This window comes from Plantactinospora sp. B6F1 (genome assembly GCF_040120695.1).
Classification (GTDB): domain Bacteria; phylum Actinomycetota; class Actinomycetes; order Mycobacteriales; family Micromonosporaceae; genus Plantactinospora.
The window spans coordinates 73,986-99,667 of record NZ_JBEEAC010000012.1; the positions used below are offsets into that span (position 1 = coordinate 73,986).

The 25,682-nt window shown below is 71.9% G+C and carries 21 protein-coding genes and 1 pseudogene; 18 read left to right on the top strand and 4 right to left on the bottom strand.

The window, feature by feature from the left end:
* Positions 1-159 precede the first annotated feature (159 nt).
* The 8 genes and pseudogenes from ABNF97_RS17370 to ABNF97_RS17405 all read left to right on the top strand — a co-directional run.
* Positions 160-519, top strand: a pseudogene (locus ABNF97_RS17370) (hypothetical protein); the annotation flags it as partial.
* A 334-nt stretch (positions 520-853) separates the two neighbouring features.
* Positions 854-3,823 (top strand): Na+/H+ antiporter subunit A, encoded by a 2,970-nt coding sequence (locus ABNF97_RS17375; protein WP_349339144.1) that lies wholly within the window; start codon positions 854-856, stop codon positions 3,821-3,823.
* Positions 3,820-4,314 (top strand): Na(+)/H(+) antiporter subunit C, encoded by a 495-nt coding sequence (locus tag ABNF97_RS17380; protein ID WP_130464207.1) that lies wholly within the window; start codon positions 3,820-3,822, stop codon positions 4,312-4,314. Before ABNF97_RS17375 ends, ABNF97_RS17380 begins: the two co-directional genes overlap by 4 nt.
* Positions 4,311-5,816 carry a Na+/H+ antiporter subunit D gene (locus ABNF97_RS17385; protein ID WP_130464206.1) on the top strand — a complete coding sequence of 502 codons (1,506 nt, stop codon included), beginning with the start codon at positions 4,311-4,313 and terminating at the stop codon, positions 5,814-5,816. Before ABNF97_RS17380 ends, ABNF97_RS17385 begins: the two co-directional genes overlap by 4 nt.
* Positions 5,813-6,511, top strand: a complete 699-nt coding sequence (locus ABNF97_RS17390; RefSeq protein WP_349339145.1) for a Na+/H+ antiporter subunit E — start codon at positions 5,813-5,815, stop codon at positions 6,509-6,511. Before ABNF97_RS17385 ends, ABNF97_RS17390 begins: the two co-directional genes overlap by 4 nt.
* The gene (locus ABNF97_RS17395) at positions 6,508-6,768 is read left to right on the top strand and encodes a monovalent cation/H+ antiporter complex subunit F (protein WP_130464205.1); all 261 of its coding nucleotides are present in this window, start codon (positions 6,508-6,510) and stop codon (positions 6,766-6,768) included. The genes ABNF97_RS17390 and ABNF97_RS17395 overlap by 4 nt, the downstream gene beginning before the upstream one ends.
* Positions 6,765-7,142 (top strand): monovalent cation/H(+) antiporter subunit G, encoded by a 378-nt coding sequence (gene mnhG / locus ABNF97_RS17400; RefSeq protein WP_349339146.1) that lies wholly within the window; start codon positions 6,765-6,767, stop codon positions 7,140-7,142. The genes ABNF97_RS17395 and mnhG overlap by 4 nt, the downstream gene beginning before the upstream one ends.
* A gap of 201 nt (positions 7,143-7,343) precedes the next feature.
* Positions 7,344-8,348, top strand: coding sequence for an Imm1 family immunity protein (locus ABNF97_RS17405; protein ID WP_130464204.1), 1,005 nt, complete (start codon positions 7,344-7,346; stop codon positions 8,346-8,348).
* A gap of 26 nt (positions 8,349-8,374) precedes the next feature.
* Here ABNF97_RS17405 and ABNF97_RS17410 read toward each other — a convergent pair whose 3' ends face one another.
* Together ABNF97_RS17410 and ABNF97_RS17415 are read right to left on the bottom strand one after the other, a co-directional pair.
* A complete protein-coding gene (locus ABNF97_RS17410) occupies positions 8,375-8,758 on the bottom strand; it encodes a sensory rhodopsin transducer (protein ID WP_130464203.1) in 384 nt (127 codons plus the stop codon).
* Positions 8,758-9,948 (bottom strand): D-arabinono-1,4-lactone oxidase, encoded by a 1,191-nt coding sequence (locus ABNF97_RS17415; RefSeq protein WP_349339147.1) that lies wholly within the window; start codon positions 9,946-9,948, stop codon positions 8,758-8,760. The genes ABNF97_RS17410 and ABNF97_RS17415 overlap by 1 nt, the downstream gene beginning before the upstream one ends.
* Positions 9,949-10,222: 274 nt before the next feature.
* On the opposite strand from ABNF97_RS17415, the gene ABNF97_RS17420 reads away from it, so the two are divergent.
* Genes ABNF97_RS17420 through ABNF97_RS17430 form a run of 3 tightly spaced genes read left to right on the top strand, consistent with a single transcriptional unit; the run spans position 10,223 to position 13,726 of the window.
* Complete coding sequence (locus ABNF97_RS17420; protein ID WP_130464201.1) at positions 10,223-11,587, top strand: CNNM domain-containing protein; 1,365 nt, start codon at positions 10,223-10,225, stop codon at positions 11,585-11,587.
* Complete coding sequence (locus tag ABNF97_RS17425) at positions 11,584-12,648, top strand: hemolysin family protein (RefSeq protein WP_349339148.1); 1,065 nt, start codon at positions 11,584-11,586, stop codon at positions 12,646-12,648. Before ABNF97_RS17420 ends, ABNF97_RS17425 begins: the two co-directional genes overlap by 4 nt.
* Positions 12,649-12,700: 52 nt before the next feature.
* Positions 12,701-13,726: a sporulation protein gene (locus tag ABNF97_RS17430; protein WP_165436829.1), complete on the top strand. Its 1,026-nt coding sequence runs from the start codon at positions 12,701-12,703 to the stop codon at positions 13,724-13,726.
* Between the two features lie 56 nt (positions 13,727-13,782).
* Here ABNF97_RS17430 and leuE read toward each other — a convergent pair whose 3' ends face one another.
* Together leuE and ABNF97_RS17440 are read right to left on the bottom strand one after the other, a co-directional pair.
* Positions 13,783-14,451: a leucine efflux protein LeuE gene (leuE, locus tag ABNF97_RS17435; RefSeq protein WP_130464198.1), complete on the bottom strand. Its 669-nt coding sequence runs from the start codon at positions 14,449-14,451 to the stop codon at positions 13,783-13,785.
* Positions 14,448-15,731: a GNAT family N-acetyltransferase gene (locus ABNF97_RS17440; RefSeq protein WP_130464197.1), complete on the bottom strand. Its 1,284-nt coding sequence runs from the start codon at positions 15,729-15,731 to the stop codon at positions 14,448-14,450. The genes leuE and ABNF97_RS17440 overlap by 4 nt, the downstream gene beginning before the upstream one ends.
* A gap of 39 nt (positions 15,732-15,770) precedes the next feature.
* On the opposite strand from ABNF97_RS17440, the gene ABNF97_RS17445 reads away from it, so the two are divergent.
* From ABNF97_RS17445 to ABNF97_RS17495, 7 genes are all read left to right on the top strand, one after another.
* Entirely contained in the window at positions 15,771-17,111 is a 1,341-nt protein-coding gene (locus ABNF97_RS17445) for an aminotransferase class I/II-fold pyridoxal phosphate-dependent enzyme (RefSeq protein WP_130464196.1), read from the top strand.
* Between the two features lie 71 nt (positions 17,112-17,182).
* Positions 17,183-17,881 carry a UdgX family uracil-DNA binding protein gene (locus ABNF97_RS17450; RefSeq protein WP_349339149.1) on the top strand — a complete coding sequence of 233 codons (699 nt, stop codon included), beginning with the start codon at positions 17,183-17,185 and terminating at the stop codon, positions 17,879-17,881.
* Between the two features lie 84 nt (positions 17,882-17,965).
* The gene (locus ABNF97_RS17455) at positions 17,966-19,108 is read left to right on the top strand and encodes an acyl-CoA dehydrogenase family protein (protein ID WP_130464194.1); all 1,143 of its coding nucleotides are present in this window, start codon (positions 17,966-17,968) and stop codon (positions 19,106-19,108) included.
* A 170-nt stretch (positions 19,109-19,278) separates the two neighbouring features.
* Entirely contained in the window at positions 19,279-20,622 is a 1,344-nt protein-coding gene (locus ABNF97_RS17460) for an MFS transporter (protein WP_130464193.1), read from the top strand.
* Positions 20,623-20,664: 42 nt separating this feature from the next.
* Positions 20,665-20,865 (top strand): DUF3046 domain-containing protein, encoded by a 201-nt coding sequence (locus ABNF97_RS17465; RefSeq protein WP_130464192.1) that lies wholly within the window; start codon positions 20,665-20,667, stop codon positions 20,863-20,865.
* Positions 20,866-21,081: 216 nt separating this feature from the next.
* Positions 21,082-24,534 carry a recombinase RecA gene (gene recA, locus ABNF97_RS34190; RefSeq protein WP_502930504.1) on the top strand — a complete coding sequence of 1,151 codons (3,453 nt, stop codon included), beginning with the start codon at positions 21,082-21,084 and terminating at the stop codon, positions 24,532-24,534.
* A gap of 24 nt (positions 24,535-24,558) precedes the next feature.
* Positions 24,559-25,299, top strand: a complete 741-nt coding sequence (locus ABNF97_RS17495) for a regulatory protein RecX (protein WP_349339150.1) — start codon at positions 24,559-24,561, stop codon at positions 25,297-25,299.
* Positions 25,300-25,682 lie beyond the last annotated feature (383 nt).

The following is a 25,682-nucleotide window of genomic DNA, read 5'->3' on the forward strand; positions in this document are numbered from 1 at the left end:
CCGGTCGGTCCGACAGGTTCACCGGAACGGTTGTCCGCATGCCCGGTTGATCGTTGTTTTCGCCTGAGATGGGGACTAAGTCTCACTTAACTGCTTGCGAATGAAGTGCAACGTACAGTAACTTTTCCGAAACCCAAGCCCGGCGCCAAGGGGGTACGGATGACCGGCGCTCCGCGCGATGTCCCCGCCGCCACGGACGTGCTGACCCGTCGGGTCGAGGCCTATCTGACCGTGGCGCGGGCCGGCCTGCGCGGCGCCGACCTCGAACTTGCCGAGCGGCTCGTCGACTGCCTGCGCCAGTTGGTCGCCGCCACCGCCACCGCCAGCGCGGCGGACCGGGCCCGGGTCCGGGCCGCGGTGCACGCCCTGGTGCTGCGCCGGGCGGCGCACGGCCGGGTGCTCCCCCGACGCTCCCTCGCCACCGCTCAACATGTGATCAACCAGGTCGTCCGGCAGCTCGGCCGGGCCGACCTGGCGGTGCCGACCCTGTCAGACGCCCCGGACGGCACCGCTGCCCGTACCACCCTCCAGTCCCGCACGGCACCGGCCATCCTCGATCAGGGCCCGACCCACGGCGTCGACTCGCCGTGCACCGTCGGGTGATCCCGCGTACCGAAGCCGACTGGCCACCGAAGACGGCCAACTCCACCGATTGTTCGGCCTGGCCCGCCCGCCTGGCCGCTGACTCGCCGCCTGGCCGCTGACTCGACAGCCTTGGCCCGCATGATTGCCGACTCTGACCCCACTCGGGTGGTTTCGGGCAATTCCGCGCGTCGGGCCGGAGTCTGGCGTGTGATCTGTCTGAGTCCACGTCCCCCGGGCCGGACCATATCGACACATACCTGGAGTACGCATGCTGACGCTGCTGGCGCTGCACCTGGTGGCCGCGGCGCTGGCACCCGCGTTGGTACGCCGGTGGGGTCGCCGGGCCTTCCTGCCGTTGGCGGCCGTCCCGGCCAGCGCGTTCGGGTGGGCGCTCTGCTACGCCGGCACGGTCCGGGACGGGCAGGCGATCGTCGAGGCGTACCCCTGGGTGCCGAAACTGGGCCTCGAACTGGCGCTGCGGGTCACCACCCCGTCCTGGCTGCTGATGCTGCTGGTCAGCGGGATCGGCGCGCTGGTACTGGTCTACTGCGTCCGCTACTTCGACGCCGACGAACCCGGGCTCGGCCGGTTCGCCGCGATCTTCGTCGGCTTCGCCGGAGCCATGCTCGGAGTGGTGGTCGCCGACAACCTGCTGCTGCTCTACGTCTGCTGGGAGCTGACCAGCGTCTTCTCGTACCTGCTGATCGCGCACCACCCGGAGCAGCAGGCCAGCCGGCGATCGGCCAACCAGGCGCTGCTGGTCACCACCCTGGGCGGCCTGGTCATGCTGATCGGCTTCGTCATGCTCGGCCAGCACGCCGGCACGTACCGGTGGTCGGAGATCGCTGCCCGACCGCCGCCCCCCGGCGGGTACCTCGGGATCGCGGTGGTGTTGATCCTGGTCGGCGCGCTGAGCAAGTCGGCGATCTTCCCCACCAGCTTCTGGCTGCCGGCCGCGATGGCCGCGCCGACTCCGGTCAGCGCGTACCTGCACGCCGCCGCGATGGTGAAGGCCGGTGTCTACCTGGTCGCCCTGCTCGCCCCCGCCTACGCGCAGGTCGGGCCGTGGCGACCGGTGATCTACGTGACCGGGGTCGTCACCATGCTGGCCGGCGGCTGGGCCGCACTGCGCCAGGTCGATCTGAAGCTGCTGCTGGCGTACGGCACGGTCAGCCAGCTCGGGCTGCTGGTCGTGGTCTTCGGTGCCGGCACCCCGGACGCCGCGCTCGCCGGCGTCGCGATGCTGCTCGGGCATGCCCTGTTCAAGGCGACCCTGTTCCTGGTGGTCGGGATCGTCGACCGGCGGGCCGGGACCCGGGACCTGACGGTGCTCTCCGGGCTCTGGCGGCGGATGCCGGTGGTCTGCGCGACCGCCGTACTCGCCGCGGCCTCGATGGGCGGGGTGCCGCCGCTGCTCGGCTTCGTCGCCAAGGAGGCGATCCTCGGTGCGTTCACCGCGGATCCGCCGTTGCTCGCCGCGCTGCTGCTCGGCACCGTACTGACCACCGCGTACAGTGCCCGGTTCGTCTGGGGTGCGTTCGCCGGCCGGTCCGGGGCGGAGCCGACTCCGGCCCGCCCGGTCGAGACCGTCCTGCTCGCCCCGGCGGCGCTGCTCGCGGTCGCCGGGCTGGTGCTCGGGGTACTGGCCGGGCCGCTCGGTGAGACAGTCGCGCCGTATCCCCACATGTTCGGGAAGGTTGCGCACCAGCTCACGTTCGTGCCGGCCCCCGGCCTCGTCCTGGGGCTGTCGGTGCTGGCCTTCGTCGCTGGGCTGCTGCTCTTCGCGCTGCGTGCTCCGGTCGGCGCGGTACAGGCCCGGCTGCGGGCCCCGTTCGACGGGGACACCGCCTACCAGGTGCTGAGCCGGGGATTCGACCGGGTCGCCGTGGCGGTCACCGGTGCGACGCAACGCGGTTCGCTGCCGCAGTACCTCGGCATCATCCTGGTCGCCCTGGTGCTCGTGCTGGGCGCCGGGCTGTCGGATGGCCCGTGGACGGGGCGGATCGGGTCCCTGGACCACCCGCGGCAGGCCGTCGTCGGGGTGGTGCTCGGGATCGCCGCGGTGCTGGCCGTCCGGGCCCGGCGCCGGCTTACCGCGGTGATCCTGGCCGCCGTCACCGGTTACGGCACCGCGATGCTGTTCGTGCTGCACGGCGCGCCCGATCTGGGGGTGGCCCAGTTCCTGTCGGAGACCGTCACAATCGTGATCTTCGTGTTGGTGCTGCGCCGGCTGCCGGCCCGGTTCTCCGTCCGGCCGCTGCGGCGCAGCCGGTGGGCCCGGGTCGCTCTCGGGGTGGCGGTCGGGATGGTGGTCGCCGCGATCGCCGTCGCCGCGACCGGCGCCCGGCGGGCGCCGCCGATCTCGGCCGAATTCCCGGAGGCGGCGCACTCCTTCGGGTACGGCCGCAACGTCGTCAACGTGACCCTGGTGGACATCCGGGCCTGGGACACCATGGGCGAGATATCCGTGCTGGTGGTGGCGGCGACCGGGGTGGCGAGCCTGATCTTCCATCGGCGACGCGGTCCGGACCGGCCCCGGCGGGACGACCTCAGGCCGCCGCCCGGCCCCGAGCGGGTCTGGCTGCGGGCCGGGTCGACGCTGCGGACCCGGCGCCGGTCGATCGTTTTCGAGGTCGTCGTCCGGCTGATCTTCCACACGGTGGTGATCTTCTCCATCTTCCTGCTCTTCGCCGGCCACAACGCCCCCGGCGGCGGCTTTGCCGGTGGCCTGGTGGCCGGGCTGGCCCTCGCGGTCCGTTACCTCGCCGGTGGCCGGCACGAACTCGACCAGGCGGCCCCGGTCGACGCCGGAGTGGTGCTCGGGGTCGGCCTCTTCGTGGCCGTCGGCACCGGCCTGCTGGCCGTGACCACGGGCGGCGAGGTGTTGCGCAGCACGCTGCTGAAGCCGAAGCTGCCGCTCGTCGGCGACCTGCACCTGGTCACCTCGATCTTCTTCGACATCGGCGTCTACCTGGTCGTGGTCGGCCTCGTGCTGGGCATCCTGCGCAGCCTCGGCGCCGAGGTGGACCGGCAGATCGAGGTGGTGGACGAGCCGGGCACGGGCCTGCGCACGGACCGGCCGGCCGGTCCGGCGCAGCGAGCGGCAGCCCGTACGGGTGTGGACGCTGCAGCGGGTGCGGCAGCCGGTGCGGCGGAGGCTCCGGACGGGGCGGACGCCGGACCGGACTCCGGGTCGGCCCACGGGCTCGGGCCGGGCGGCACGGAGGACCCGCGATGACCCCGAACCTGGTACAGGCACTGGTCGTCGGGGTGCTGTTCGGCTGCGGGGTCATCCTGCTGTTGGAGCGCAGCCTCAGCCAGGTGCTGATCGGGGTGCTCCTGTTGAGCAACGGCACCAACCTGCTGCTCCTGCTCGGCAGCCGGTCCGGCGGGGCACCGATCGTCGGGGTCACGCCGGAAGCGGAGATGAGCGACCCACTGGCTCAGGCGATGGTGCTGACCGCCGTCGTGATCACCCTCGGCCTGACCGCGTTTCTCCTGGCGATGGCGTACCGGAGCTGGCAGTTGACCGGGCACGACGAGGTACGCGACGACCCGGAGGACCGCCGGATCGTCCGCCGTGCCGAGCGGCGCGAACTCGCCGGTCCGGACGACAACGCCGGCGAGGGACCCTGGCCCCCGTCCGGCGGGCCGGTGGGCACCGACCCGGAGCAGGTCGACCCGGAGCCGGCGCCGCGCCGGCTGGACGACGAGGCGGGCCGGGCATGACGTACCTGGTACCGCTGCCGGTGGTCGTACCGTTGCTCGGCGCGGCGCTGGCCCTGGTCCTGGCCCGCCGGCGGATCGCGCAGCGGACGACCAGCGTCACCGCCCTGGTCGTCACCCTCGTCGTCGCGGGCATGCTGCTCTGGCAGGCGCACTGGTACGGCCCGTTGGTGATGCACGTCGGCGGTTGGCCGGCTCCGCTCGGCATCGTCCTGGTCGCCGACCAGTTGGCCGCGCTGATGCTGGTGGTCTCGGCGGCGGTGACGCTCTGCGTGCTGCTCTACTCGATCGGGGAGGCCCGGACGGATCCCGGCGAGCGCACGCCGGTGGTCATCTACCACCCCACCTACCTGGTGATGACGGCCGGCGTGACCAACGCCTTCCTGACCGGCGACCTGTTCAACCTCTTCGTCGGCTTCGAGATCCTGCTGGCGGCCAGCTACGTGCTGCTCACCCTCGGCGGCACCCAGGAACGCATCCGGGCCGGTGCCACCTACGTCGTGGTCGGCCTGATGTCGTCGCTGATCTTCCTCGTCGCGGTCGGTCTGGTGTACGCCTCCACCGGCACCCTGAACCTCGCCCAGTTGGCGAGCCGGCTCGACGACCTGCCGGCCGGCCTGCGGTTGGCGCTGCACTGCGTACTGCTGCTCGCCTTCGCCATCAAGGCGGCGATCTTCCCGCTGGCGGCCTGGCTGCCGGACAGCTATCCGACCGCGCCGGCCCCGGTCACCGCGGTCTTCGCCGGCCTGCTGACCAAGGTCGGCATCTACGCGATCATCCGGACCGAGACGCTGCTCTTCCCCGACAACCGCGTCGGTGACCTGCTGCTGGTGCTGGCCCTGCTGACCATGCTGGTCGGCATCCTGGGCGCGATCGCGCAGTCGGACATCAAGCGGCTGCTGTCGTTCACCCTGGTCAGCCACATCGGATACCTGCTCTTCGGGGTCGCGCTGGCCTCGGGGCCCGCCCTGACCGCCGCGATCTTCTACGTCGTGCACCACATCACCGTGCAGACCACCCTGTTCCTGGCGGCCGGCCTGGTCGATCGGCGGGCCGGCAGCACCAACCTGGACCGGATCGGCGGGCTGGCCCGGGTCGCCCCGCTGCTCGGGGTGCTGTTCCTGGTGCCGGCGCTGAACCTCTCCGGGATCCCGCCGTTCTCCGGATTCCTCGGCAAGCTCGGGCTGTTCCAGGCCGGGGTGTCGGTCGGCGGGGTGCTGCCCTGGCTGCTGGTGGTCGCCGGCACCGCCACCAGCCTGCTCACCCTCTACGCGACGACCAGGGTGTGGAGTCTGGCGTTCTGGCGCCCGCCCCGGCTCGCCGATCCCGAGGCGTCGGCCCGGCTGCCCCGGCTGATGGTCGGCGCCACCACCGTCCTGGTGCTGCTCGGGGTGGGACTGACGGTGGCGGCCGGCCCGCTCTTCGCGGTCAGCGCCCAGGCCGCCGACGACCTGCGGGAACGCGCCCCGTACGTGCGGGCGGTGTTCCCGGGTGGCCCGCCGTGACCGACGACGCCCGGGTGTCCGGCCGGGACCCGTCGCGCCGGGTCGTGCCGGGCTGGCCGACGTTGCGACACAGACTCCGTTACCCGCGGCGCTGGCGGGCGCTGCGGCACCCGGCTCCGGATCGGCGACGCCGGGCTCCGGAACGGCGGCGCTGGCGGGACCACCTGATCACGGTCGGCTGGCTGGTCGTGGTCTGGAGCCTGCTCTGGGGCAGGTTCACCGTCGGGAACCTGCTCGGCGGCGTGCTGGTGGCCGTGGTGATCCTGGTCTTCCTGCCGCTGCCCCGGGTCACCTTCGGGGGCCGGCTCCGGCCGCTGGCGCTGGCGAGGTTCGTCGGGTGGTTCGTCGTCGAACTCGTGGTCGCCAGCGCGCACGTCAGCTGGGTCGCGCTCCGGCCCGGGCGGCCCCGGAACGCGATCGTCGCCGTCCGGCTGCGGGTGCGCACCGACCTCAACCTGGCACTGACCGCAGAGGTGCTGTCGCTGCTCCCCGGCACGCTGATCGTGGAGGCCGACCGGGAGACCGGAACGCTCTACGTGCACGTGCTGGACGTGCGCGGCGCCGAGGACCTGGACCGGAGCCGGGAACGCGTCCTGGACCTGGAGGCCCGACTGGTCCGCGTCGTCGGTTCCGGGACGGAACTGCGGCTGCTCACGCCGACCACTGGGAACGCCGAACCGGGAGGACCATCATGACCGTCGTCGCCGTTGTCGTCGCCGTCCTGCTCTCGACCGCGGCGGCGCTGGCGCTGGCCCGCGTCGTACGCGGCCCGGCGCTGTTGGACCGGGTGGTCGCCGCCGAGGTGCTGACCTCGATCATGATCGGGGCGCTCGGTGCCGAGGCGGCGATCAACAAGCATTCCACCACGCTGTCGATCCTGCTCGGGCTCAGCGCCCTGGGCTTCGTCGGCTCGGTGGCCCTGGTGCGCTTCGCCGCCGGGGAGGAGGCGTGAACGGCGAGGTCGTGCTCGACGCGCTGGTCGGGATCTTCCTGGTCGCCGGTGGGCTGCTGAGCCTCGTCGCCGGAGTCGGGCTGGTCCGCCTCCCGGACGTGCTCAGCCGGATGCACGCGGCGACCAAACCGCAGGTGCTCGGCGTCCTGCTGATCCTGCTGGCGCTCGCGGTGAGCCTGCGCAACGGCGCCGACCTGGCCGCACTGGCGCTGATCGGCGGGCTCCAGCTCACCACCGCGCCGCTCGCGGCCCAGATGATCGCCCGGGCCGCATACCGGACAGGGCGGATCCACCGCGAGTCGCTGGACGCCGACGAACTGGCCGGGCAGCGGATCGGCCCCCCGGACGACCACCCTGACCAGGACCGGGCGTGATCAAGGAGGGTGTCCGACGTGTGCCACCCCGGCGGATCTCCTGGCGGAGGACCGCGCGGTGGGCGGAGCAGAGCGCGCCGCCGGCCGGTCAGGTCGGTCCGGCGGGGTGGCGACTCGGGTGGCGATCGTGGTCTGATCACTGCCGTCGCGGCCCTGACAACCGGCCGCGACGGTCGATGACGGCAGGATGCGGGGGGATGGATGGACGGGACAGCCGACCAGATCGAGGCGGTACGGCGCAGCGGTGCGTCCTCGTTGGATTTGTCCGGCCACTCGTTGGGAACCCTGCCGGAGTCGTTGGCTGAGCTGACCGGCCTGACCAGGTTGATCTTGGTTGACAATCAGCTGTCGGCACTACCGGAATGGCTGGGGAACCTGACCGCCCTCACCGAGCTGGGCCTGGGCAACAACCAGCTCACCGTGCTGCCGGAGTCGCTCGGCAACCTGACCGGCCTGACCTGGCTGGGCCTCTCCGGTAACCGGCTGTCGACGCTGCCGGAGTCGCTCGGCAACCTGACCGCCCTCACCTGGCTGGACCTCTCCGGTAACCGGCTGTCGACGCTGCCGGAGTCGCTCGGCAACCTGACCGCCCTCACCTGGCTGGACCTGACTGACAACGAGCTGTCGGCGCTGCCCGAGTGGCTCGGTGACCTGACGGCGTTGACCCGACTGGATCTGACCAACAACCAGCTCACCCGGCTGCCGGAGTCCCTGGGGTCCCTGGCCGCGCTCACCCGGCTCGATCTGGTCGGTAACCGCCTCACCGTCGTGCCGCAGTGGCTGCGTGATCCCACGACGCGCCGCCAGCCGGTGAACGCGCCCGTCCAGGCGTGGATCGATGACACCTGCACCACCGTGACCGGTGCCACCGACCTCGACGACGTGTTGGACCGGGTGCCGTCCAGCGGCGTATCGCTGGTCAGCGAGGACGGAGTCCGGTCCCTGCACGTCACCCTTGACGGCGGGCGATCCGGGCTGGTGTGGGAGGACGAGCGCGACGTACTGCTCAGTTGGGGACCCGTACCGCCGGGCGCGCCACCCGGCATGACAGCCGGTGACGCCGAGTACGTCTTCTCCGACCCGTGGTTCACCGTCGAAGGTGCCGAGCCCGGCGAGATCACCGAGGGGCTGGCCCGGCAAGCGGCCCACGAGTTCCTGGGCACCGGCCGTCGACCCAGCAACGTCCAATGGGTCGACAAGCCATAGTCGGCACGTTGGTTGGTCGTGGGGGTTCAGGAGTCGGCGGGAAAGGCGATCGTGCCGGTCAGCCCGAGGGCGCCGGGCAGCCGGGTGTCCTGGCGCAGGAACTGCACCACGACCGGGACCGGCGAGCGGACGACGCAGCCGAACCGCCGGCCCAGCACGATCGCCTCGGGATCGACCAGGTCGTTGAGGCGTACGTGCCGGATCCGGCGCGCGCCGACGGTGACCGGGTACGGGCCGACCGGCTCCCGGTCCTCGTAGTAGACGGTGATCCGCAGCTCGGCCGGCTCGTCCCCGGTGTTCAGCACGGACAACTGGTCGAAGCTGGTGAATTCCGGTTCCGCACCGTTGCTCGGGAACGGGATCCGGCCATCCGGGATCACCCATACCCGCCCGCCGAGCCCGGCCGCCATCAGCCGTCCCTCAGCAGCCGGGCGAGGTCGGGAGTCAGGAAGACCTCGTCCGGGTCGAGCCGGCGGCGGACGTCCTCGAAGCTGTCCCACCGTGGATAGATGCCGCGCAGCGCCCGGGCGGTCAGCGAGTGCTTCTTGCCCCAGTGCGGGCGGCCGTCGTGCTGCCGGAACACCGCCTCGACGTCGGCGAAGTACTCCCTGTACGGCAGGGAGTTGTTCTGTAGGCAGGCGATCGTCGTGCTGGTGCGGCCGTATTCGGGACTGAGCCAGATGTCGTCCGCGGCGACGGTGCGCACCAGGACCCGCCAGGCCACCCCGCGGCGGTGCCGGTCCAGGATCCGGCGCCGGATCTCGGTGAAGCAGGCGTGGAAGGCCTCCGACGGGATCGAGTACTCGATCTCCTCGAACCGCAGCTCCCGGTGCCGCGGGATGGCCTGGTGGCTCGGGCCGTACTCGGCGATCCGGGGCTCGCCGACCGGGGTGAGTTCCGGCTCCTCACCGCGGTGGTTGAGGGTGCGGATCTGGGTGGTGTCGGTGCGCGGATACCAGTAGAAGTCCATGTTCCGGTTCTGCCGCTGCAACTGGTGCAGGTGGTCGAGGGTCCAGGCGATCGACGAGCACCAACTGCGCCGCCGCAGGTCGTAGCTGGGGGCGAGTCGTAGCGTCAGCGTGGTCACCACGCCGAGCACGCCGAGGGAGAGCCGCGCCGCCGGCAGCAGGTCGGGGTTCTGCGATCCGGAGATCTCCAGCACCTCGCCGGTGCCGGTCACCAGCCGTACCCCGGCGACCTGGGTGGAGAGGTTTCCGAAGCGCAGCCCGGTCCCGTGCGTACCGGTGGCGGTGGCGCCGGCGATGGACTGCACGTCGACGTCGCCCAGGTTGTCCATGGCGAGCCCGGCCTCGTAGAGCGACTTGCCCAGTTCGCCGAGCGGCACCCCGGCGCCGACGGTGGCCAGTTGCAGATCGTCGTGCCGGTGCAGGGTCCGGGGCAGCGCGGCCAGGCTGACGAGTACGTCGTCGGTCCGGACCAGGGGACTGGAGGAGTGACCGGAGCCGACCGGCCGCAGCTTGGTCGAGGTCTGCCGGGCCCGTTCGACGAGTGCCCGGACGGCGTCCTCGCTCTCCGGCATGGCGTACTCCCGAGGGGTGAACCGGAGGCTCCCCGACCAGTTGCGCCACTCCCGCCCCAACGCGCCCTCCCTTCCCGGCTGCCGGCCGGCAGCCGCGCGGTGAGTTCCCGGACCGACCGGGACGGATCGGGACATGCGTCTCTACCCGGCCGACGGTCGGGAAAACGGCTCTGTTCGGGGCCGGGCCGGCGGTGGTTGTCCGGGCGGTGTTCCGCGGGGCTGGGTAGGATGGCCTGGTGATCGACTCAACTGTCCAGGAGGGCAGCTGTAGCCAGCCGGGTCGGACCCGGCGTCTTCCGCACCAGCCGCGACGACGGGGAGCGCTGAGTACCCCGTGTTGATCGCGCTCGGTCTCCTGTTGATTGTTCTGCTCACCGTGGCGACCGGGTATTTCGTCGCCCAGGAATTCGGTTATGTCGCCGTGGATCGGGGCAAACTGCGCCAGCTTGCCGACGACGGTGACGTCGCCGCGCAGCGCGCCCTCACGGTCACCGGCCGGCTCTCCTTCATGCTCTCCGGAGCCCAGCTCGGGATCACCGTCACCGCCCTGCTCGTCGGTTACGTCGCCGAGCCGTACCTCGGTGACGGCCTGGCCGAGCTGCTCGGCACGGCGGGCGTCTCGGCCGCGGTCAGCACCCCGCTCGCGGTCGCGCTGGCCCTGGTGATCGCCACCGTCGTGCAGATGGTCTTCGGTGAACTCGCCCCGAAGAACCTCGCCATCGTCCGGGCGGAGGCGCTGGCCCGCGCCCTGAGCCGTTCCACGCTGATCTACCTGGCCGTCGCCGGGCCGGTGATCCGGCTCTTCGACGCCGCCGCGACCCGGCTGCTGCGCCGGGTCGGCATCGAGCCGGTGGAGGAGCTGCCCAGCGGGGCGACGCCGGAGGACCTGGAGCAGATCATCGCCGAGTCGCGCGAGGAGGGGCACCTCGACGCCGAAATGTCCACCCTGCTCGACCGGGGTCTCGACTTCCGGCAGCTCACCGCCGCCGAGGCGATGGTGCCCCGGGTCGACGTGTTCACCGTCCGGGCCGACGAACCGCTCAGCCGGCTGGTCGAGCTGCTCGACACCGGGCACTCGCGCTTCCCGGTGCGCGGCACCGAGGGCGTGGACGACCTCGTCGGAGTGGTCGGCATCGCCGACGTACTCGGGGTGCCGCCGGCGCAGCGGGCCAGCACCCCGATCGGGGCGGTCGCGGTACCCCCGTTGCTGGTGCCGGCGACGCTGCCCCTGCCGACGGTGCTGGACCGGCTCCGGGCCGGGCACCGCCAGCTCGCCTGCGTGGTCGACGAGTACGGCGGGTTCGCCGGAGTGATCACCCTGGAGGACATCGCCGAGGAGCTGGTCGGGCCGATCCGGGACGAGGACGACCCGCCCGAGCGGGCCCCGGTCCGGCAGGCCGACGGCTCCTGGGTGGTGCCGGCCCGCTGGCGGATCGACGAGGTCGCCGACAGCACCGGGATCACCCTGCCCGAGGCCCCCGAGTACGACACCCTCTCCGGCCTGGTGATGCGGGAGCTGGGCCGGATTCCCGAGGTCGGCGACCGGCTGGAGATCCGGCTCTCCGCCGAAGGCGAGCCGGATCAGGAGGCGAGCCTGCCCCGGGCCCACGTCGAGGTGCTGGCGGTCGACCGGCACGTCGCCGACTCGGTCCGGCTCCGGGTGCTGGTGCCGCAGGGCGAAGCGGAGCGCACCCGGTGAGTACGACCTGGGCGTTGCTGGCCTCCGTGTTGCTGCTCGCGCTGAACGCCTTCTTCGTGGCCGCCGAGTTCGCCCTGCTGGCCGCGAAGCGTTACCGGTTGGAGCAGGCCGCGGCCTCCGGCGGTCGGGCCGCCCGGGCCGCGCTGGACGGAGTACGCGAGCTGACCCTGATGCTGGCCGGCGCCCAGTTCGGCATCACCGTCTGCACCCTGGGCCTGGGCGCGCTCGCCGAACCGGCGATCGAGCGCCTGCTCAGCCCACTGCTGCATGCCGTCGGCCTGCCCGAAGCGGCCAGCCACGTGATCGCGCTGGTCTTCGCGCTCGCGCTGGTCACCTTCCTGCACCTGGTGGTCGGCGAGATGGCGCCGAAGTCGTGGGCGATCACCGACCCGGAGCGGTCGGCCGTGCTGCTCGCGCTGCCGTTCCGGGCGTTCGCCCGGGTGGCCCGGCCGATCCTCTCGGCGCTGAACGGGCTCGCCAACGTGACACTGCGGCTGGTCCGGGTACGCCCGGAGGAGCAGTTGGCGGTGGCACACGGGCCGGAGGAGCTGCGGATGCTGCTCCAGCAGTCGCACGAGCACGGCCTGCTCGCCGCCGACCAGCACGAGATGCTGACCAGCATGCTCGAACTCCAGGGCACCACCGTCGCCCAGGTGATGGAGCCGGTCGAGACGATCGTCTCGGTACGCCCGGACGACTCCGCGGAGCGGATCGAGGAGGTGTGCCGGTCGAGCGGCCGGTCCCGGCTGGCCGTCTTCGAGACGCCCGGTGAGGTGGCCGGGCTGGTGCACGTCCGGGAGGCGGTCCGGGCCACCACCGCCGGCCGGCCCGCGACGGCGCGGGAGCTGATGACCGAGCCGTTCACCCTGGAGGCGACCGCGACGGTCACCGAGGCGGTGGCGGCGATGCAGGCCGAGCAGGTGCAGTTGGCAATGGTCAGCAACGGTGCCGGTGCCGGGCGACCGGTCGGCTTCGTCGCGTTGGAGGACCTGCTGGAGGAGGTCATCGGGGAGTTCGACGACGAGACCGACCCGATTCCGCGGGGCCGCCGGCTGCGTTGAGCGACCGGGTCGACGACCAGCCGACCCGCTGCGTCGGCGGGAGGGGGCGACGGTGGGTTTCGGGGGACTCCTGCCGGGTGCGGGCCTGACCGTGCGGACCACGCTGACCAATCCGAGTACCCGGCCGGGGCTGTCGCTGCCCGGTCGGGTCACCGTCACCGCCGGCGGGTCGCCGGTGACCGTCGACGGTGTGACCCTCGGCCTGGTCACCCGGGTCGAGCCGGCCGGCGGCGAGCTGGAGTACCAGCCGGTGGAGTTCCACCGGACCGCCGCCGCCGGGGCGTTCGTGCTGGCGCCGGGCGAGCGCCGGATCCTCGACTTCGGCGTGCCGGTGCCCTGGGAGACGCCGGTGACGGTGGTCAACGGGCACTGCCTGCTCAACCTGCGGATGGGACTGCGGGCCGAGGTCGCGGTCAGCACGCTGCTCGACCGCGGCGACCTGCGCCCGGTGTACGTGCACCCGCTCCCCGCCCAACAGGGCGTGCTCGCCGCGCTGGCCGAGCTCGGCTTCGAACTGCGCCAGGTCGGGCTACTCGCCGAGCGGCTGCCCGGGATCGACCAGCGGCTGCCGTTTCACCAGAAGATCGCGTACTGGGCGGCACCGCTGTACGGTGGCCCGTTCAGCGAACTGGAGGTGTCGTTCTTCACCGACCCGTACCGGGTGGAGGTGCTCTTCGCGCTGGACCGCCGGGTGGCGCTGGCCGGCGCCGGGCACCTCAGCTTCAGCCGGTTCCGGGTGGCCCACCGGGGCGCGGCCGAGCTGGACTGGATCACCGTGGTGGACAGTTGGCTCCGGTACGCCGTACAGCGGCACTCGGCCACCGCCGCCGGCTATCAGGTCCGTACGGAACGCAGCCCGTCGCCGCCGCCCCGCCCGACCGACCCCGACCGGTCGCACCCCGGCCCGTCCGGCACCAACACCCGGGACAGCGGGCAGCCGGGCGAGGAGCCCCGGGGGGCCGCACCGGCGGCGGGCCACGACCCGGACCGGGGGTTGCGCCCGATCGGCGGTGGCGAGGGCGGCATCGGCGGCGGCGCGGGCGGAGCCGGCGGCTCCGGCGGCGGCAGCGGAACCTGAAAGGACGAGCCCCCTCTCATCGCTTTCCGTTGTAGCGGGGGCCCTTTCTTTCCACCTCAGCCGGCGCTGGCGGTGGCGAGCTTGATGCCGAAGCCGAGGAAGAGTGCCCCGATCCCGGTGGTCGCGCCGGCGGCCAGCCGCCGGCGGCGGCGGAACTGTACGGCCAGGAACGTGCCGCTGAAGATCAGCATGGTCAGGTAGAGCGCGCTGGTGACCTGGGCGATCGCGCCGAGCAGCAGGAAAGACAGTGCCGGGTAGGGATAGGTCGGATCGACGAACTGGATGAAGAAGGAGATGAAGAAGAGGATCGCCTTCGGGTTCAGCAGGCTGATCACCGCCGCCCGGCGGAACGGTCGGTCCGCCGCCGCCGGCCGGGTGTCGACCAGTGGCGCGACCGCCGGGTCGTGCCGGGTACGCCAGCGCCGCCACGCCCCGCGGAGCATCGTCAGCCCGACGTAGCCCAGGTAGGCCGCGCCGGCGTACTTGATCACCATGAAGATCGGCGGGTACGCCTTGAGCAGCGAGGCGACCCCGGCGGCGGAGAGCACCATCAGCACCGCGTCGCCGAGGAAGACCCCGGCGGCCGCCCGGTAGCCGGCACGTACCCCGGTCTTCGCGGCGGTGCTGAGCACGTAGAGCGAGTTCGGCCCGGGCAGCAGGATGATGGCGACCGTGCCCAGCACGTACGTCCAGATGTCGGTGATCCCCAGCACGCCGGTCATCATCGCCCCACCGACACGGCCTGTCGAAGCCTTTCCTGGAGCCTGAGCTGTGCCTTCGGCCACTCGTCGGCGAGCATCACGTACTGCACGGTGTCCCGCCACGAGCCGTCCGGCCGGATCCGGTGTCGCCGGAGCACCGCCTCCCGGGTCGCGCCGAGCCGCTCGATGGCGCGCTGCGACCGCTCGTTGCGGATGTCGGTGTGCCAGACCACCCGCTCCGCGCCGAGTTCGTCGAAGGCCCGGGCCAGCAGCAGCAGCTTCGCCTCGGTGTTCACCCCGGTGCGCCACCAGGGCCGGCCCAGCCAGGTGTGTCCGATCGCGACGCGGCGGTGCCCGGGGTCGATCTCGTAGTAGGAGGTGGTCCCGACCACCTCGCCGGTGGCCGCGTCGAGCTGCACCCACGGCACCCGCTCGCCCCGCCAGTGCGCATCCAGGGCGGTCCGGACGATCTCGGCCATCCCGGCCGGGTCGCGCGGCTGGACGACGCTCAGGTGGGACCAGACCTCGGGCGCGCGGGTCGCCGCGTACAGGGCGTCGACGTGCGACTCGGCCAGTGGCTCGAGCCGGACGTGCGTGCCGGCCATCGCCGCCGGGGTGTGCCAGCGGGAGCGGTCGGTGCGCAGGTACGCCGGCAGCGGGGCGGTCACCCCGACGTCCGGCTCGGGCCGCCCGGCGACGGTACGCAGCGGCAGCACCCCGGCCCAGTGCGGCAGGTCGTGGTCGGCGGGCTCGTCGCGTACGCCGCCGCTGCGGGTGCGTAGCGAGACCTCGCGCAGCGGCAGAGCCAGCAGGGCGGTCTCGGCCAGCTCCCGGCGGCTCGGCGGGCGGCTGTCGGCGCTGCGCCCCCGACCGACCTTCTCGACCAGCGCGGTGAGCACCCTCCGCTGCTCCGACTCGTCGCCGACCAGGTGTGCGGTGCCGTGCGCGACCAGCGAGCGGTAGTTGGCGCTGTGGTGGAACTGGGAGCGCCCGTAGACCAGCCCGTCCAGCTGGGTCACCGCGACGCAGACCGGCAGCCCGGTGTCGCTCCGGGCGGCCAGCAGCGGCCGGCTGCCGGTCGAGCCGTGCAGGTAGAGCGTGTCGCCGACCCGGACGTGCAGGGTGGGCAGGAGTCGGGGCTCACCGTCCACGACGAACCCCAGGTGGCAGTGGTACGCCTCGTCGAGCAGCTCGTGTGCGGCGTCCCGTCGGTAGCTCATCCTCGACCGGTCGCGGGTGGCGGTGGTCCGCCGGGTCTGCGGGTAGCTCTCGGGTGGATCGTTCGGATGCTGGTGCTCGGCCATCTCGCGCTCGCCCTTTTGTTATAGTACAATCTCTGAACTGTGACAGCACATTATCAGATCGTCGGCACCACGGCGGCCCAGATATCGGCCAGCGTGGAAACCGGGGTCCGGACCGGCGAGCTGCCGGCCGGTGCCGCACTGCCCGCCGTCCGGACCCTGGCGCAGCGGCTCGGGGTCAGCCCGGCCACGGTCGCCAAGGCGTACCAGGGACTGCGCCAGCGCGGGGTGGTGGAGACCGCCGGCCGGCACGGCACCCGGATCCGCCCCAAGCCGCCGGTCACCGGCCGCCGCGCCGCGCTGCGGCTGCCCACGCCACCCGGCGCGCTCGACCTGTCGGTCGGCGAACCCGACTCCCGGCTGCTCCCGCCGATCGGCCCACAGTTGGCCGCGCTGGCCGGCGCCACCGGTGCCTCGGTCAACTACCGGGGCGGCGGGATACTGCCGGAACTCGTCGACGTCGCTCGGGAACGGCTGGCCGCCGACGGGGTGCCGGCCGAGGCGGTGACGGTGACCGGGGGCGCGTCGGACGGCATCGAACGGCTGCTGGTCAGCAACCTGAGCCCGGGCGACACGGTCGCGATCGAGGATCCGGGCTGGGCCAACACCATCGACCTGGTCGCCACGCTCGGCCTGCGGGCGGTGCCGATGCCGGTCGACGACGCCGGCCCCACCCCGGCCGGGTTGCGCGCCGTGCTGGCCGCCGGCGCCCGGGCGGTGGTGGTGACCAGCCGGGCACAGAACCCGACCGGGGCGGCGGTCACCGCCGAGCGTGCGGCGGCGCTGCGCGCGGTACTGGCCGACCACCCCGACGTACTGCTGGTCGAGGACGACCACGCCGCCGAACTGGCCGTCGAGCCGCTGCACAGCCTGGCCGGCACCACCCGGAACTGGGCCTTCGTCCGTTCGGCCAGCAAGCCGTACGGTCCGGACCTGCGGCTCGCCGTGCTCGCCGGGGACGAGGTGACCGTGGCCCGGGTGGCGGGCCGGCTGAGGGTCTGCTCCGGCTGGGTTTCCACCCTGCTGCAACGGCTCACGCTCGCGCTGTGGCGGGATCCGGCGGTCGCCGAGCGGATCGCGGTGGCCCGGGCCAGTTACGCCGACCGGATCGCCGCGCTGCGCGCCGCACTCGCCGAGCGCGGGTTGACCGGGCACGGACGTACCGGGATCAACGTCTGGTTGCCGGTGCCCGACGAGACCCGGGCGGTCGCGGTGCTGCGCGACGCCGGCTACGTGGTGGCGCCCGGCGCGCTGTTCCGGTTGGCCAGCGGGCCGGGCATCCGGATCACGGTCAGCCCGCTCGCCGCCGCCGACATCGCGCCACTGGCCGACGCGGTGGCCCGGGCCGCCGCGCCCGCCACGACGCCCACCCCGAGTGCCTGAAAGAATCTTGCGACCGCCACGCCGGCCGCGTGGAGTGCGTGAGCCGTGGGGTACGGGGTAGAACATGCGCTATGCCTGAGACGGAGACCGCCCCCGGAGCGCAGGAGTTCATCCCACCCGATGCCGACAGCCTGGCCGAGTTGCGCGCGGCGGCCGGCGGCTGCCGGGGCTGCGAGCTGTACCGGGACGCCACCCAGACGGTCTTCGGCCGCGGCGACGAGCGGGCCCGGGTCGTCTTCGTCGGCGAGCAGCCCGGCGACATGGAGGACCAGAAGGGACTGCCGTTCGTCGGGCCGGCCGGCCACCTGCTGCGACGCGCGGTGGACGAGGCCGGCATCGACCCGACACAGCTCTACATCACCAACGCGGTCAAGCACTTCCGCTTCGAGATGCGCGGCAAGCGCCGGCTGCACAAGACCCCCGACCGGGTGCACATTGTCGCCTGCCGGCCCTGGCTGGTCGCCGAGTTCGCCCGACTGCACCCCGAGGTCGTGGTGGTGCTCGGCGCGACGGCGGCCAAGGCGCTGCTCGGACCGTCGTTCCGGGTCACCCAGTCCCGGGGCGTACTGCTGCCGTGGCCCGAGTCGGCACAGCGGCCGGAGGACTTCGCCAAGGTACCGGTCGGGCCGACCGGCGAACGCGAGTCGGTCGCGCCTACCCGGCTGGTCGCCACCATCCACCCGTCCGCGGTGCTCCGCGCCGACGACCGGGACGCCGCGTACGCCGGCCTGGTCGCCGACCTGAGGGTGGCGGCCGGGGCACTGGGCTGATCGCCGTACCGGGGGAGGAGGCGCGTCCCGGCCGGCCCTTGGGTCCGCCGGTGGCGCCGGTGGCGCCGGGGCAGACTGACCGGCATGGAACAGCACCTCTACCAGCCCGTGCACGACGAGTTCCGCCAGCTGTGCCGGACGTTCCTCCAGCGCGAGGCGGTGCCGCACCACGACCGGTGGGAGGCGGACGGCATCGTGGACCGCCAGGTGTGGCGCCGGGCCGGTGCCGCCGGACTGCTCGGAACGGACATCCCCGAGGAGTACGGCGGCGGCGGTCAGCGGGACTTCCGGTTCAACGCCGTACTCGTCGAGGAGATCGTCGGCAGCGGCTGTTCCGGGCTCGGGTTCGGGCTGCACAACGACGTGGTGGCGCCGTACCTGAGCGAGCTGGCCAGCGACGAGCAGCGGGCGCGCTGGCTGCCCGGCTTCTGCACCGGTGACATCGTCACCGCGATCGCGATGAGCGAGCCGGGCGCCGGAAGTGACCTGGCCGGGATCCGCACCACCGCGACCCGGGACGGCGGCGACTACGTCCTGAACGGACAGAAGACCTTCATCACCAACGGCGAGCTGGCCGACCTGGTCGTGGTGGTGGCGAAGACCGCGCCGGAGCGCGGCGCGCACGGCGTGAGCCTGCTGGTGGTCGAGCGCGGCGCACCCGGCTTCAGCCGCGGGCGGCGGCTGGCCAAGGTGGGGCTGAAGGCCAACGACACCGCGGAACTCTTCTTCGACGAGTGCCGGGTGCCGGCGGCGAACCTGCTCGGTACGGAGAACAGGGGCTTCTACCACCTGATGGCGAACCTGCCCCGGGAACGGCTCGGCATCGCGGTCGCGGCGGTCGCCGCCGCCGAGCGGCTGCTCGCGGTCACCCTCGAACACGCCCGGTCCCGCCAGGCGTTCGGCAGGCCGATCGGCGCCTTCCAGCACAACCGCTTCCTCCTCGCCGAGCTGGACACCGAGGTCACCATCGCCCGCACCTTCCTGAACCACTGCGTCGTCGAGTTCAACGCGGGCCGGCTCTCCGCGGTGGACGCGGCGAAGGTCAAGTGGTGGACCACCGAGTTGCAGAACCGGGTCGCCGACCGCTGCGTCCAGCTGCACGGCGGCTACGGCTACATGCTGGAGTACCCGGTCGCCCGGGCCTGGCTGGACGGCCGGGTGCAGACCATCTACGGCGGTACCACCGAGATCATGAAGGAGATCATCGGCCGCGACCTGGGTCTGTGAGGCGTCGACGGTCCGCGCTACGCCGTCGGCGAATCGGGGTTGAACCGGGCCCGAAGGCCGTGCTTCGATCCGCGGGTAAGGATGGCACCCGCCCACCGCTCCTTAGGGGCGGACGGTGTGTGCCTCCCGCCGGCAGCGGCGGGTCCGAACGGGGGACGGGGGCGGTTGGCATGACGGCGGAAGTAACCACCGAAGTCGACGGCCGTCCCGGCGCGACGGCGCCGGCCGAGGTCGCCCGGATCCAGCGGCGCACGCTGCTGCTGCTCTGCCTCACCCAGATCGTCGGCGGCACCGGGATGACCATCGGGATGACCGTCGGGGTGCTGCTCGCCGCCCGGCTCGGCGGCACCGGGATCTCCGGTCTCGTGCAGAGCGCCTCGGTGGTCGGCGGCGCACTGCTCGCCGTACCGGTGAGCCGGATCATGCGCGACGGGGGCCGGCGGCCCGGTCTGATCGTCGCGTACCTGACCGGCGCGCTGGGCGGTGTCCTGATGATCGCGGCGGCGGTCGCCGACTGGGTACCGCTGCTCTTCGTCGGCGCGTTCTTCTTCGGCGGTGGCACCACCGCCGGGCTCCAGGCCCGGTACGCCGCCGTCGACCTGGCCGAGCCGGCCCGCCGGGGCCGGCACCTGTCGATCGCCGTCTGGGCCACCACCATCGGCGCGGTGACCGCCCCGAACCTCGCCGCGCCGGCCGACCGGGCGCTGGCCTGGACCGGGGTACCCACGCTGGCCGGCCCGTTCGTCTTCAGCGTGCTCGCCTTCGGGCTGGCTGCCGGCGTACTCCTGGTGTTCCTCCGGCCCGACCCGCTGCTGACCGCGCGCCGGCTAGCGGCCGCCGCCGCATCCGGCACCGGCGCATCCGGCACCGCCGCACCCGGCACCGGCGCCCGGTCCGGGCGGGACGACGGCCTGCGCGGCGCCTTCCGGGTGATCCGCGACCTGCCGGCGGCCCGGCTCGGCATCTCCGCCGTCGCGACGGGGCACCTGGTGATGGTCGGGGTGATGGTGATGACCCCGGTACGCCTCGGCGAGTGGCACTCCGACGCCCACCTGCTCCGGGTGGTCGGCATCGTGCTCAGCCTGCACATCGCCGGGATGTTCGCGCTCGCCCCGGTGGTCGGCTGGCTCACCGACCGGGTCGGCCGGCGGGCCGTGATCCTCGGCGGGCTCGGCCTGCTCCTCGCCGCCTGCGCCGTCGCCGGGACCGCCGGGCACGACACCGTCCGGATCTCGATCGGGCTCACCCTGCTCGGGCTGGGCTGGTCCGGCACGATGGTGGCCGGCTCGACCCTGCTGTCGGAGTCGGTGCCGGCCGAGGTACGCCCGGCGGTGCAGGGGCTCTCCGACCTGACCATGGGGCTGGCCGGGGCGCTCGCCGGGGCGCTGAGCGGGTTTGTCATCCAGGTTGCCGGCTATCCGGTGCTCAACGCGCTGGCGGCGGTCGCGGTGGTCCCGCTGCTGGCGCTAGCGTTGCGGACGGCGCCGCCGCGGGTGCGGGCAACCGGTGCCTGAGGACGGGCGGGCGGGTGCCCGTCGCGGAAGGGGATTGGTGCGGTGCGGCTGACGGACTTCTGGGCGCGGCTGGAGCAGGCATTCGGCCCGGCGTACGCCGGCAGCATCGCCGCCGACCAGGTGTTGCCGCAGTTGGGGGGCCGGACCATCCGGCAGGCCCTGGAGGCCGGCGAGGAGACCGTCGTGGTGTGGCGGGCGGTCTGCGCGGCGTACCCGGACCGGGTGCCGGCCCGGCTACGCTGACTTTTGATCGACGCGCGTCTCAAAGTGATCGTTTGGGCACTTGCAGTAGTTTGGCGTGTCGTGTGCCGAGTCGTACACCTGTTCGGCTATTGTCCACAGCATGGTGCTCGTCCACAGGTCACGGCCGGCCGGCTGTTTTCTGTCGGACCGAGCGCCTAGCGTGTGCGCGTGACGAAAAGCTCAGCGAAGATGCCGGCGAAGGCAGGGGTGGCAACCATGGCGGCAGGACCTGACCGGGAGAAGGCACTCGACCTTGCTCTCGCTCAGATCGACAAGCAGTTCGGCAAGGGCTCGGTGATGCGGCTGGGGGAGCGGCCGGTCATCCAGACCGCCGTGATCCCGACCAGCTCCATCGCGCTCGACGTGGCGCTCGGCGTGGGGGGCCTGCCGCGCGGCCGGGTCGTCGAGATCTACGGACCGGAGAGCAGCGGTAAAACGACCGTCGCGCTGCACGCGGTGGCCAACGCGCAGAAGGCCGGCGGCATCGCCGCGTTCATCGACGCCGAGCACGCCCTCGACCCTGAGTACGCGAAGGCGCTCGGCGTGGACACCGACGCGATGCTGGTCTCCCAGCCCGACACCGGTGAGCAGGCGCTGGAGATCGCCGACATGCTGATCCGGTCCGGCGCGCTGGACATCATCGTGATCGACTCGGTCGCCGCGCTGGTGCCGCGCGCCGAGATCGAGGGCGAGATGGGCGACAGCCACGTCGGCCTCCAGGCCCGGCTGATGAGCCAGGCGCTGCGGAAGATCACCGGTGTGCTCAGCCACACCGGCACCACCGCGATCTTCATCAACCAGCTCCGGGAAAAAATCGGTGTCATGTTCGGCTGCATGTCGTACTCGACGAGGGTCACCCTCGCGGACGGCACACAGGAGAAGATCGGCAAGATCGTCAACCAGCGGATGGACCTCGAGGTGCTCTCGTACGACCCGGAGACCGACCGGGTCGAGCCCAAGCGGATCGTCAACTGGTTCAACAACGGTCCGACCGATGAGTTCCTCCAGTTCACGGTCGCCAAGTCCGGCGGCAACGGGCGCGCGCAGTTCGCCGCCACCGCCAACCACCTTGTCCGGACTCCGGGCGGCTGGCGCGAGGCCGGCGAGTTGATCGCCGGTGACCGGGTGATGCTGGCCGAGCAGCGCCGGCTCAGCGAGCAGCAGTGGCAGGTGGTGCTCGGCTCGCTGATGGGTGACGGCAACCTCTCGCCCAACCGGCGGGACCGGTCCGGTGTGCGATTCCGGCTTGGCCACGGCGCCGAGCAGGCCGGCTACCTCGACTGGAAGGTATCGCTGCTCAGCAACATCCCGCATTCACGGCGGACCGACGCCCGGGGAGCCGTCTTTGCGGACTTCACTCCGCTGCCGGAGCTGGACGAGTTGCGTCGGGCGGTCTACCTCGGCGACGGGAAGAAGCATCTGAGCTGGGACTACCTCAAGGCACTGACGCCGCTCGCGCTCGCGGTGTGGTACATGGACGACGGCTGCTTCACGCTGCGATCCAAGGGGGTCCAACAGCGTACCGAGGGTGGCTCGGGCCGGATCGAGATCTGCGTCGAGGCGATGGCCGAGGGCACCCGCGAACGACTGATCGAGCACCTGCGGGACGCGTACGAGCTGAAGGTGAAGCTGGTGTCCCGGGGCGCCCGGCAGATGCCGTACCTCCAGTTCACCACCGCAGCCTCCGCGAAGTTCCAGGAGATCGTCGCGCCGTACGTACCCGTGGTGATGGAGTCCAAGCTGCTTCCGCGCTTCCGCGGCGGGTGTGTCGTCCAGCCGGAGTTCGTGTCGGCGGAGCTGACGCCGGTGCCGGCCCGGATCATCGACGTACGGGTGAAGCCGAAGACCCGGTCGATGAACCGGTTCGACATCGAGGTCGAGGGCAACCACAACTACTTCGTCGACGGTGTAATGGTGCACAACAGCCCCGAGACGACCACCGGTGGTCGGGCGCTGAAGTTCTACGCCTCGGTCCGGCTCGACGTGCGACGCATCGAGAGTCTCAAGGACGGCACCGACGTGGTCGGCAACCGGACTCGGGTCAAGGTCGTCAAAAACAAGTGCCTCGCCGAGGGCACGACCGTTTTCGATCCGGTCACCGGCCGTGCTCACCGGATCGAGGACATCGTGGACGGGCGTCTACCCGTCTCGGTCGTCGCGGCGGCGAAGGACGGCACGCTCCACGCGCGTTCCGTCGTCTCCTGGTTCGATCAGGGCGAGCAGGATGTGATCGGTGTGCGCCTGCGGGGCGGAGCGCTGCTGTGGGCTACGCCGGACCACAAGATCATGACTGACCGCGGGTGGACGGTCGCGGGTGAGCTGACACCGGGAGATCGGGTGGCGCAGCCGCGGCAGTTCCGTGGCTTTGGCAACTATCAGCCATACTCTCCGGACCAGGCGCGGATGCTCGGCTACTTGATCGGCGACGGATATGTCGGCGGAAAGACGCCGATCCAGTTCATCAACATCCAGGAGTCGTTGAAGGCCGATGCCGCCCAGATCGCGGGTGGACTGGGGTGCGCCACACACACCCACGCGGACAAGCTGGCGATCTCGTTCTCCCATCGGCCTGGTGAGCGTAACGGGCTACTTGAGCTGTGCCGCCGCGCGGGGATTTACGGGAAGTTGGCTTGGGAGAAGACCCTGCCCGCCGAGTTCTTCCACCCGGACCTGTCCGACGAGGTCGCGGGCAACCTTCTCTTCGGCCTACTCGAAAGCGACGGGTGGGTGAGCAAGGAACAGACCGGTGCCGTCCGGGTGGGCTACACGACTACGTCGGAGCAGTTGGCACACCAGCTTCACTGGCTGCTGCTGCGGTACGGCATTGCCAGTTCGGTCCGGCACTATGACCCGACCGGCCAGCGCCCGAGTATCATCGAGGGACGCCGTGTCCAGGCGAGGCGGGTGTGCTACGAGGTCAGAGTTGCAGGCAGTGACAATGTCGCGGCCTTCGCCGAGGCGGTTCCACTGTGGGGGCCACGCGGGCAGGCGCTGCGTAAGGCGCTGGACGGTCAGAACGGACGCCGTCGCGGTTCGCAAGCGGGCTATCTTTCGTCGGCGGTGACCGAGCCGGTGCTGGCACACCTGGCGAATCAGGGAATCACGCCGAAACTCGCAGCCCAGCTCATCGGGGCAACCGCCGGTGACCCCCGTGGCGGAATGAAGCAGGTCCTGGGATTGCGTCAGATCCGGCGGGATCGGCTCTCCGCGCTGGCCGACGCTCTCGATGACGCGTTTCTGCGCGAGATCATTGCCGAGCAGGTGCGCTATGCGACGGTCAAGGAGATCTTGCCGGCTCGACGTGCCCGGACGTTTGATATCGAAGTCGACGAGCTGCACACGTTCGTCGCCGACTCGGTGATCGTCCACAACTGTGCAGCCCCATTCAAGCAAGCCGAGTTCGACATCATGTATGGCAAGGGCATCTCCCGGGAGGGCTCGCTGATCGACGTCGGCGTGGAGCAGTCGATCATCCGCAAGTCCGGTGCCTGGTACACCTACGACGGTGACCAGCTCGGCCAGGGCAAGGAGAAGGCCCGCGAGTTCCTGCGGGAGAACCCGGACGTGGCGGCCGAGATCGAGAAGAAGATCCTGGAGAAGCTCGGTGTCGGGCTGGCGGCCGGGACGGACGCGACCGGCGGACCGGAGCTGCCGCCGGTGGACTTCTGACGTCTCGACTGAGTCCACATCGACGTGCCAGGACGACGTGGAGCCCGTACGGGCCGGGGGTGGGACGCCGCCCCGTCGGCCCGTACGGGCGGCAGTGGAACCGGCCGTGCACGCCGGGGCCGGTCAGGTGGCTCCGGCACCCCGTCCGGGCGGTGGCCCGCCGGGGCGGCGGGACCGGATGATCTGGCAACCGACGAGGCGCCGGCGCCGACGACCCCGCGTGACGAGGCGGAGCGGGCCCGGGAGATCTGCCTGCGGCAGCTCGCCGTGCGTCCGCGCACCCGGGCCGAGTTGGCCGCCGCACTCGCTCGGCGGGGCATCTCCGAAGAGGTGGCCGTCCAGGTTCTCGACCGCTACGACGAGGTCGGCATCATCGACGACGCCGCTTTCGCCCGGGCCTGGGTGAGCAGCCGTCACCAGGGCCGGGGGCTCGCCCGTCGGGCGCTCGCCAACGAGCTGCGCCAGCGGGGCGTGGACGCCGACATCGCGACCGAGGCGCTCGGCGAGTTGGACGAGTCGACCGAGGCCGAGACCGCCCGGCAACTGGTCGTCCGGAAACTGCGTACCGCCACCGGCTCGCCCGAGGCGGTCTTCCGGCGGTTGGTCGGAATGCTGGCCCGGAAGGGCTATCCGCCCGGGGTGGCGATCCGGGCCGTCAAGGACGCGCTGGCCGAGCGGGACGCCGAGGCGGCCGAGTTCGCCGACCAGATCGACGCGGACGCGCTGGCCGAGGCCGGCGCGGAACCCGATCGCGACGCTCTCTAGGAACACCCCGGGAGATGCCGTCAGGCCGGCTGGGAGCGCTTCCGTATCGACCGCCAGAGGTGGTCACCGAGGCCCGAGGCAGGAGTCGGATTCCGGACTCGCCCCCTTATGCCCACCCCGCTATCAGCCTCCAGTGAGCGTGCCGTCGCGCTACGTCAGGCACCTGGCCGGATCATGAGTTTCTTGACCGAATGCCCCATCGCGACCTAGCCTCGCCTTAGACGAGTTTTCCCGACCATCGCAGGCTAAGCGCACAACATAGATCGCGTAACAGTACGGCATCACTTCGGGCCAGTTCAGTGGCCAGATACTCGGTTACCGGGCGGGCCGGTCCGGCAACCGCAGCAACAGCAGCACCCGGTCGTCGGCGGTGTCCCCGGGGG